This is a genomic window from Amphritea pacifica, assembly GCF_016924145.1.
Taxonomy (GTDB): domain Bacteria; phylum Pseudomonadota; class Gammaproteobacteria; order Pseudomonadales; family Balneatricaceae; genus Amphritea; species Amphritea pacifica.
Window position 1 is genome coordinate 1 of sequence record NZ_JAFFZO010000061.1, and the last position, 6,455, is coordinate 6,455.

At 46.3% G+C, this 6,455-nt stretch carries 4 protein-coding genes and 1 pseudogene; 4 read left to right on the forward strand and 1 reads right to left on the reverse strand.

From position 1 onward, the window contains the following. The coding region (locus tag JW499_RS21170) for a transposase (protein WP_205212448.1) at positions 1 to 698 on the forward strand (698 nt) is incomplete at its 5' end. 1,354 nt (positions 699 to 2,052) lie between these two features. On the opposite strand, the pseudogene JW499_RS21175 reads toward JW499_RS21170, so the two are convergent. Next, positions 2,053 to 3,211, reverse strand: a pseudogene (locus JW499_RS21175) (IS3 family transposase). Positions 3,212 to 3,752: 541 nt separating this feature from the next. Between JW499_RS21175 and JW499_RS21180 the strand changes: the two are divergent. From JW499_RS21180 to JW499_RS21190, 3 genes are all read left to right on the forward strand, one after another. Continuing rightward, positions 3,753 to 4,307 carry a porin family protein gene (locus tag JW499_RS21180; protein WP_205212449.1) on the forward strand — a complete coding sequence of 185 codons (555 nt, stop codon included), beginning with the start codon at positions 3,753 to 3,755 and terminating at the stop codon, positions 4,305 to 4,307. Positions 4,308 to 4,774: 467 nt separating this feature from the next. Further along, complete coding sequence (locus JW499_RS21185; RefSeq protein ID WP_205212450.1) at positions 4,775 to 5,089, forward strand: hypothetical protein; 315 nt, start codon at positions 4,775 to 4,777, stop codon at positions 5,087 to 5,089. Between the two features lie 61 nt (positions 5,090 to 5,150). Further along, a protein-coding gene (locus JW499_RS21190) for an IS3 family transposase (protein ID WP_232846574.1) occupies positions 5,151 to 6,261 on the forward strand; the annotation gives its coding sequence in 2 pieces (ribosomal slippage) (positions 5,151 to 5,404 and positions 5,403 to 6,261; 1,113 coding nt in all). The last annotated feature ends 194 nt before the right edge of the window (positions 6,262 to 6,455 follow it).

The window sequence follows — 6,455 nt, forward strand, 5'->3', positions numbered from 1 at the left end:
GGATTTTGAAAGAGGGATATATCTACCCGAAGCAGGAACGGGGCTTTCGGGACCTGCTACGCAAACGCATGCAGCTGGTGCGGCAGCGCACCACCCATATCCTCAGCATCCAGAATCTGGTTTACCGAAATATTGGCAAGAAAGTTAGCGGCAATGACATCAAGCATCTGAGCATCGAAGGACTCGCGCAGCAACTACCAATGGCAGAACAGGCACTGGCTGCCTCTGCTAATCTGTACATCATGCACAGCCTGGATAAACAAATAGGCATCCTGGAGCAAGCCATCAAAACCCACATCAAGCCCTCACGCGACCTCGTCTATCTCAAAGGCGTTGCCGGTATTGGCGATATTCTGGGTTGGACCGTGTTACTGAAAAGCGGCGACATGGACCGATTCCATGCCCCTGGCAACTACGCCTCCTATTGCCGCTGCGTGGAAAGTCGGCGCGAGAGTAACAACAAGAAAAAGGGCGAGAACAACCGTAAGAACGGCAACAAATACCTTGCCTGGGCCTTTGTAGAAGCGGCCAACTTCGCCATTCGCTACCACGAACCGGTGCGGCGCTTTTATCAGCGCAAGAAGGCTAAACGTAATGGAATTATTGCGATCAAGGCCGTGGCGCACAAGCTGGCCCGAGCCACCTTCCATGTCTTGAAAAAACGGGAGGCCTTCGATATACAGCGCGCCTTTGGATAGCAGTTTTGGTTGAGGCCATGAGCCAGCTGTGGGGTTGGTAGAACCATCAGACCTGATTAGCCGTGACCTCAACCTTCATTTCCTGCGACGCGTAAATGGTTACACTGATTTGCCTCTGATCTGATCCAACAAGGAGTTGGCGCTGAGAAGTAGCCATAAGATCTGAACAGTAATCCAATACAGGTCAGGGTACCAACGTTTTTCTGGGGCACCAAAGGTGCCAGGGGCAGAGCAGGTATTATAGGATGCGGTTCAATGCCTTGATCTACATGGGTGACTGGTGCGAATCAGTTCAGCTGATTACGCAACCGACTGAGCGAAGAACTGGGTGTGAATGAGTCACCAAGAACGCGAGGACAGGCAGATATGACAGTGCTTAGAATATGCGCTGCTGGGGTAGTACTAGTTCTTGACTACCGTCGGATAATGGGTGACCCCGTCTCCCCCGTTGAAAAAACGGGAGGCTTTCGATATACAGCGCGCCTTTGGATAGCCGTTTTGGTTGAGGCCATGAGCCAGCTGTGGGGTTGGTAGAACCATCAGACCTGATTAGCCGTGACCTCAACCTTCATTTCCTGCGACGCGTAAATGGTTACACTGATTTGCCTCTGATCTGATCCAACAAGAAGTTGGCGCTGAGAAGTAGCCACAAGATCTGAACAGTAATCCAATGGACAGGTCAGGGTACCAACGTTTTTCTGGGGCACCAAAAGTGCCAGGGGCAGAGCAGGCATTATAGGATGCGGTTCAATGCCTTGATCTACATGGGTGACTGGTGCGAATCAGTTCAGCTGATTACGCAACCGACTGAGCGAAGAACTGGGTGTGAATGAGTCACCAAGAACGCGAGGACAGGCAGATATGACAGTGCTTAGAATATGTGCTGCTGGGACAGTACTGGTTCTTGACTACCGTCGGCTAATGGGTAGCAGTAATTCGCAGCTTTCTGTTTCGTCTTTGTGGGTCCGCCAGGACCTGCCCTCATAGAAATTCCAATCTTCCTCGCTTCCTGGCTTTAGAGAAAGGGAGTGATCTGTGTGCCAATCTGTTTATCTGTAAAATGGAATCGATTTTATGTTCGAGGCAAACTCAGGCAAATGGATATGTATAGCTCTGCTATACAAGCTGATCAATGGGCTTGCTCATTTTCAGTGAACGAGAATGGTTAGCTGTTTTTAGCTTTTCTCCCTTATATTCAAGAGCGGAGCAGGCTCATCAATGACATGTTAGACGACCGCCGAGTCAGCAGCCGGTTCGACACGTTTTGTGAGTAGGTACACGGCAGATTCTACTCTAGCAGCGATTCAACATCGCTTTCATTCGCCGCATCTATGTAGCGATATGGGTGTACTGGTCAACTCCAACCGGACACCTTTCGTTGTGAATTTTCCAAGTTGATTGGAGATAAATTGCCATTCGCAGAATGCAGCCTTTCCAGATTGTAATATCTCATGTACTTAGCTACATCTGCTTCATATGCTCCCGCGTTGGCTGGTAAACCTTCAGTATCCAGTCATGCTTCAAGCTACCAAAGAAACGCTCAACGACGGCATTGTCCCAGCAGGCTCCAACGTCTCCCATCGATGAGCGGAGGTCGTAGCTTTTCAGTAAACGCCTATGTTGCTTGCTGGTATATTGTGAACCTCGGTCACTGTGGAAGACCAAGCCCTTTTTCGGCTGACGGAGATTAACGGCTTTCATCAATGCTCTGCAAACCAAGTCAGCACTCATGCGTTTATCAATATGCCAACCCACTATACGACGTGAGTACAAGTCCATCACGACCGCAAGATACATCCAGCCCTCTGCGGTTCTGAGATACGTGATATCGCCAGCCCAAACCTCATTCGGAGCAACCGGATTAAAATTCTGGTTCAGCAGGTTGTCAGCCACCTGATCACTATGTCGGCGCTTAGTCGTCACCTTGTAAGCGATACGTTGCCTAACCTTTAATTTCAGTTGTCGCATGAGGGTACGGGTGCGATAACGTCCAATTTTAAAGCCTTCTTCACGTAGCTTTTTCGCCAGCTCTCGACTGCCCAGGCTGTCTCGGCTAGCCCTAAACAACTCTTTGGCTCTGCGATACAAGTGCAGAGTATCAGCGCTGATGACCTTGGCTGACCGTTTACACCAGCTGTAATATGCTGAGCTGCTCACTCTCATGACTCGGCACAGAATACGTACTGGATAAATCGCGGCCCGCCGCTGAACGAAGCGATACTTTACTTCATTTCTTTCGCGAAGAAGGCTGAAGCCTTTTTTAAAATCTCCTTCTCCATACGAAGCTCTTTATTTTCCTTGCGCAGGCGTTTTAGCTCTTCTCGTTCATCCTCGGCCAGCGTCTGTCCTTGTTGCTGCTCTTCAAATTGCTGTTTCCAGCGATAGAGCATATTGGTCGCAATACCCAGTGATTTAGCGGCCTCAGGCACTGAGTAACCCTGGTCAACGACCAGCGCAACAGCTTCTTGTTTGAATTCTTTCGGGTATTGCTTATAACTACGTTTCTGTCCCATTTCTACACCTCAATGTTTGACGTTTATAGTCTCTTATTAAAGTGTCCGGTGTCATTAGACCATTACAGACATATCTCCCGATACGCCCATCATTTTGCAGGCTATGCATATGTTACCCCCCCCCCAGCTCGTCTGCCAGACTCAGCAAGCCTGCCATGTGTTTAACGATACAACTCTTAGTATCAAGAGGGTGGGAGGATTACCTCTTTTCTGTTTTAATTGCAGGTTTCAGCACCTAAAATAAAATCCGATAACCCACTCTTTTCAAGAAGAAGTGTTATATTTGGCCTGAACTAATACTAATTCAACATGTAAATGGATTGATGGCAAGTGTAGATATTTATATTTTTTTAGATAGCCATGAGCAATACTTATGTGAATGTCTCTGTTGGGAGTCACCATATCTGAAGTGACTTTGCTACATCTTAATTAAATCATCTGTTTTCTTATAGAGACAGGCAGGTGTAATGGTATATAATTTGTTATGGTCTTCATGATTCATATCTCATGACTTTTTGTCTTACTAAAGGTGGTTCAATTAATGAAAAAATCTCTATTAGCTGCTTCTGTTGCAGCTGCTATATCTCTTGCTTCTGTTAATGCCTTTGCTGCAGATGACGGTCTTTATGTTGGTGCTTCAATAGGTAAAACTAGCTCTAGTGCCCTGGATGATTTGGATAGTATTCCTGGTGTTTCTGTTGATGATAGTGATACAGGATACAAGCTTTTTGCAGGGTATAACTTTACCTCTAACATAGCCCTTGAAGGTTTTTATACAGATTTAGGCCAAATCTCAGCTACAGACGGCATTAATAAAGTTGTAGCGTCAATGAGTAGCGTTGGCGTTGCAGCAGTTGGTACTTTACCAGTGAATGATTCTTTTGGCGTTTTTGCTAAGGTTGGTTATCAGGCTTGGAATGCTAGAGTTAAAGAAACTGGCATGAGCTTAGTGCGTGGTGATGGTACTGATGTAGTTTACGGAATTGGCGCGTCTTACAATCTGGACGTTGTTTCTATCCGTGGAGAGTTGGAACGCTACGATCTAGATGGTGATGGTGTGAATCTGCTCTCACTGGGCGTTGCATTTAACTTCTAATCGCTATAATTAATCGGGCGCTTTTACTAAAGCGCCTGATTTATATCTATTATCATGCCACCTTTTATTGAATACTGATCTTTAAGGCTGTTGCTCGTCTGCTACTAGCTTTTGAGATACTGAAGTTGGTTTGAGCTTCATCATCACTCACTGTCTGACGCATTCAAAGACGTTACTGACTAAGATCTATTAAAGTTCTCCAATTTAAAGATTAGCTGTGAGAGGGGATTAACCGCTGACAGTAATACTCTTCATATTTTGCTCATTTTTATCCGTCGATAATCTTGACGTGGCCACGTTATCATCGGATAGTCAGGCTATCATTCTTCGAAAATCAACGTGCATTTACCGTCGGTGAACTCTAATTATAGATGTAACTAATTAGGGAAGTTTACATTAAGGCATGTCTTGTCGCTTTAATTGATTGCGAGGGTTAACTCTGGATGGATTATCACCTGGACGTGATTATGAAAGTTTTAGTCGTTATTTTAAGTTTATTCCTGCTTACCTCATGCACCGAAGCCGATGTCGAAGAGCTGATGTTTCGAAAGATTATTGAGTATGACCTGATAAAGCTGTGTGAAGATGATGAACAGTGCAAGCTGGACGTTAAGTCGCAAATTAAAGGGTGTATGGTCTCCAGTGACTGGCAGGGTTATATTAAAAACCAGGATGATGACGAGGAATTAACAAGGTTTACGGTACAGTTTTACGATTGTTTCGTGGATGCAGAAGGGCAACCTTACTTTGAAGCAAATCTTGATTATGTAAACCTCCCCTAAAATAGCGGCATCCACATTTAGAGTTCTCCGACGTACACTACGTCAACACGGAGAGCTAACAATGAAAAAATCACGCTACACGGAAACACAGATCGTTAAGATTCTGAAAGAAGTAGAAGCAGGCAGACTGGTTAAAGAGGTCTGCCGTGAGTATGGAATATCCGATGCCACGTACTACAACTGGAAAGCCAAATACGGCGGTATGGAAGCCTCAGATATCAAACGGCTCAAGGAGTTGGAAGAAGAAAATCGACGCCTGAAAGCTATGTTTGCTGATCTGAGCCTTGAGCATCGAATTCTCAAAGACATCATTGAAAAAAGCTGTAAAGCCAGCGATCAGGCGAGAACTTGTTGATTATGCCTGCAAGGAGCATGGGGTAAGTCTTCGAATGGCCTGTCGCGCCGTTGGCATTAGTGACTCAGTGTATCGGTATCAGCCTGACGTTCACAGGGATGATGCTGTCATATTAAAGTTGCAGGAAGCGGTAGAGCGTTACCCTGCTTACGGCTTCAGCAAGCTGTTCAAGATCCTGCGTCGGTGGGGGCATACCTGGAACCATAAGCGGGTCTATCGACTGTATTGCGAGCTAAACCTGAATAAACGGCGGCGCGGTAAGAAACGGTTGCCCACCCGTCATCCAGAGCCTCTGGCAGTACCTGCTGTGGAGAATTATTGTTGGTCGATGGACTTTATGAGTGACAGCCTGTTCTGTGGTCGTCGCTTCAGAACGTTCAACTTAGTGGATGACTTCAATCGTGAAGCCCTGGCAATTGAGATCGATCTGAACTTGCCAGCACCACGGGTAATACGAGTGCTGGAACGCACTGTTGCCTGGCGGGGTTATCCGAAAAAGCTGCGCATGGATAATGGCCCTGAGTTTATCTCAGCCACACTGGCGGAATGGGCTGAAGAGCACGGAATCCAGCTGGAATTTATACAGCCAGGTACGCCGACACAGAACTCATACGTTGAACGATTTAACCGCACTTACCGCGATGAGATCCTGAATATGTACGTCTTTAGGACCTTAAATGAAGTGCGGGAACTGACTGAAAACTGGGTACGGGAATATAACGAAGAACGACCACACGACTCACTGAATGACCTGACGCCATGGGAATATCTGGCCAAGCATTCACCGTCGGTGAACTCTAATTATACGTGTAACTAATTAGGGGAGGTTTACATTTTCTCAGGATGGGCTTTTCGTTAACAAAAAAAGAGAGCCCTTCGGCTCTCTCAGGTTACTGATAAACCCCAGTATTTTTGCTGGGGTTTTGTTTTTCTAAGGCTATTCCAGCGACGTTAGCAAAAACGAGGTAAAAGATTTATGGGACGCTTTGACTCGGCTTAGAGCCTTTCAGG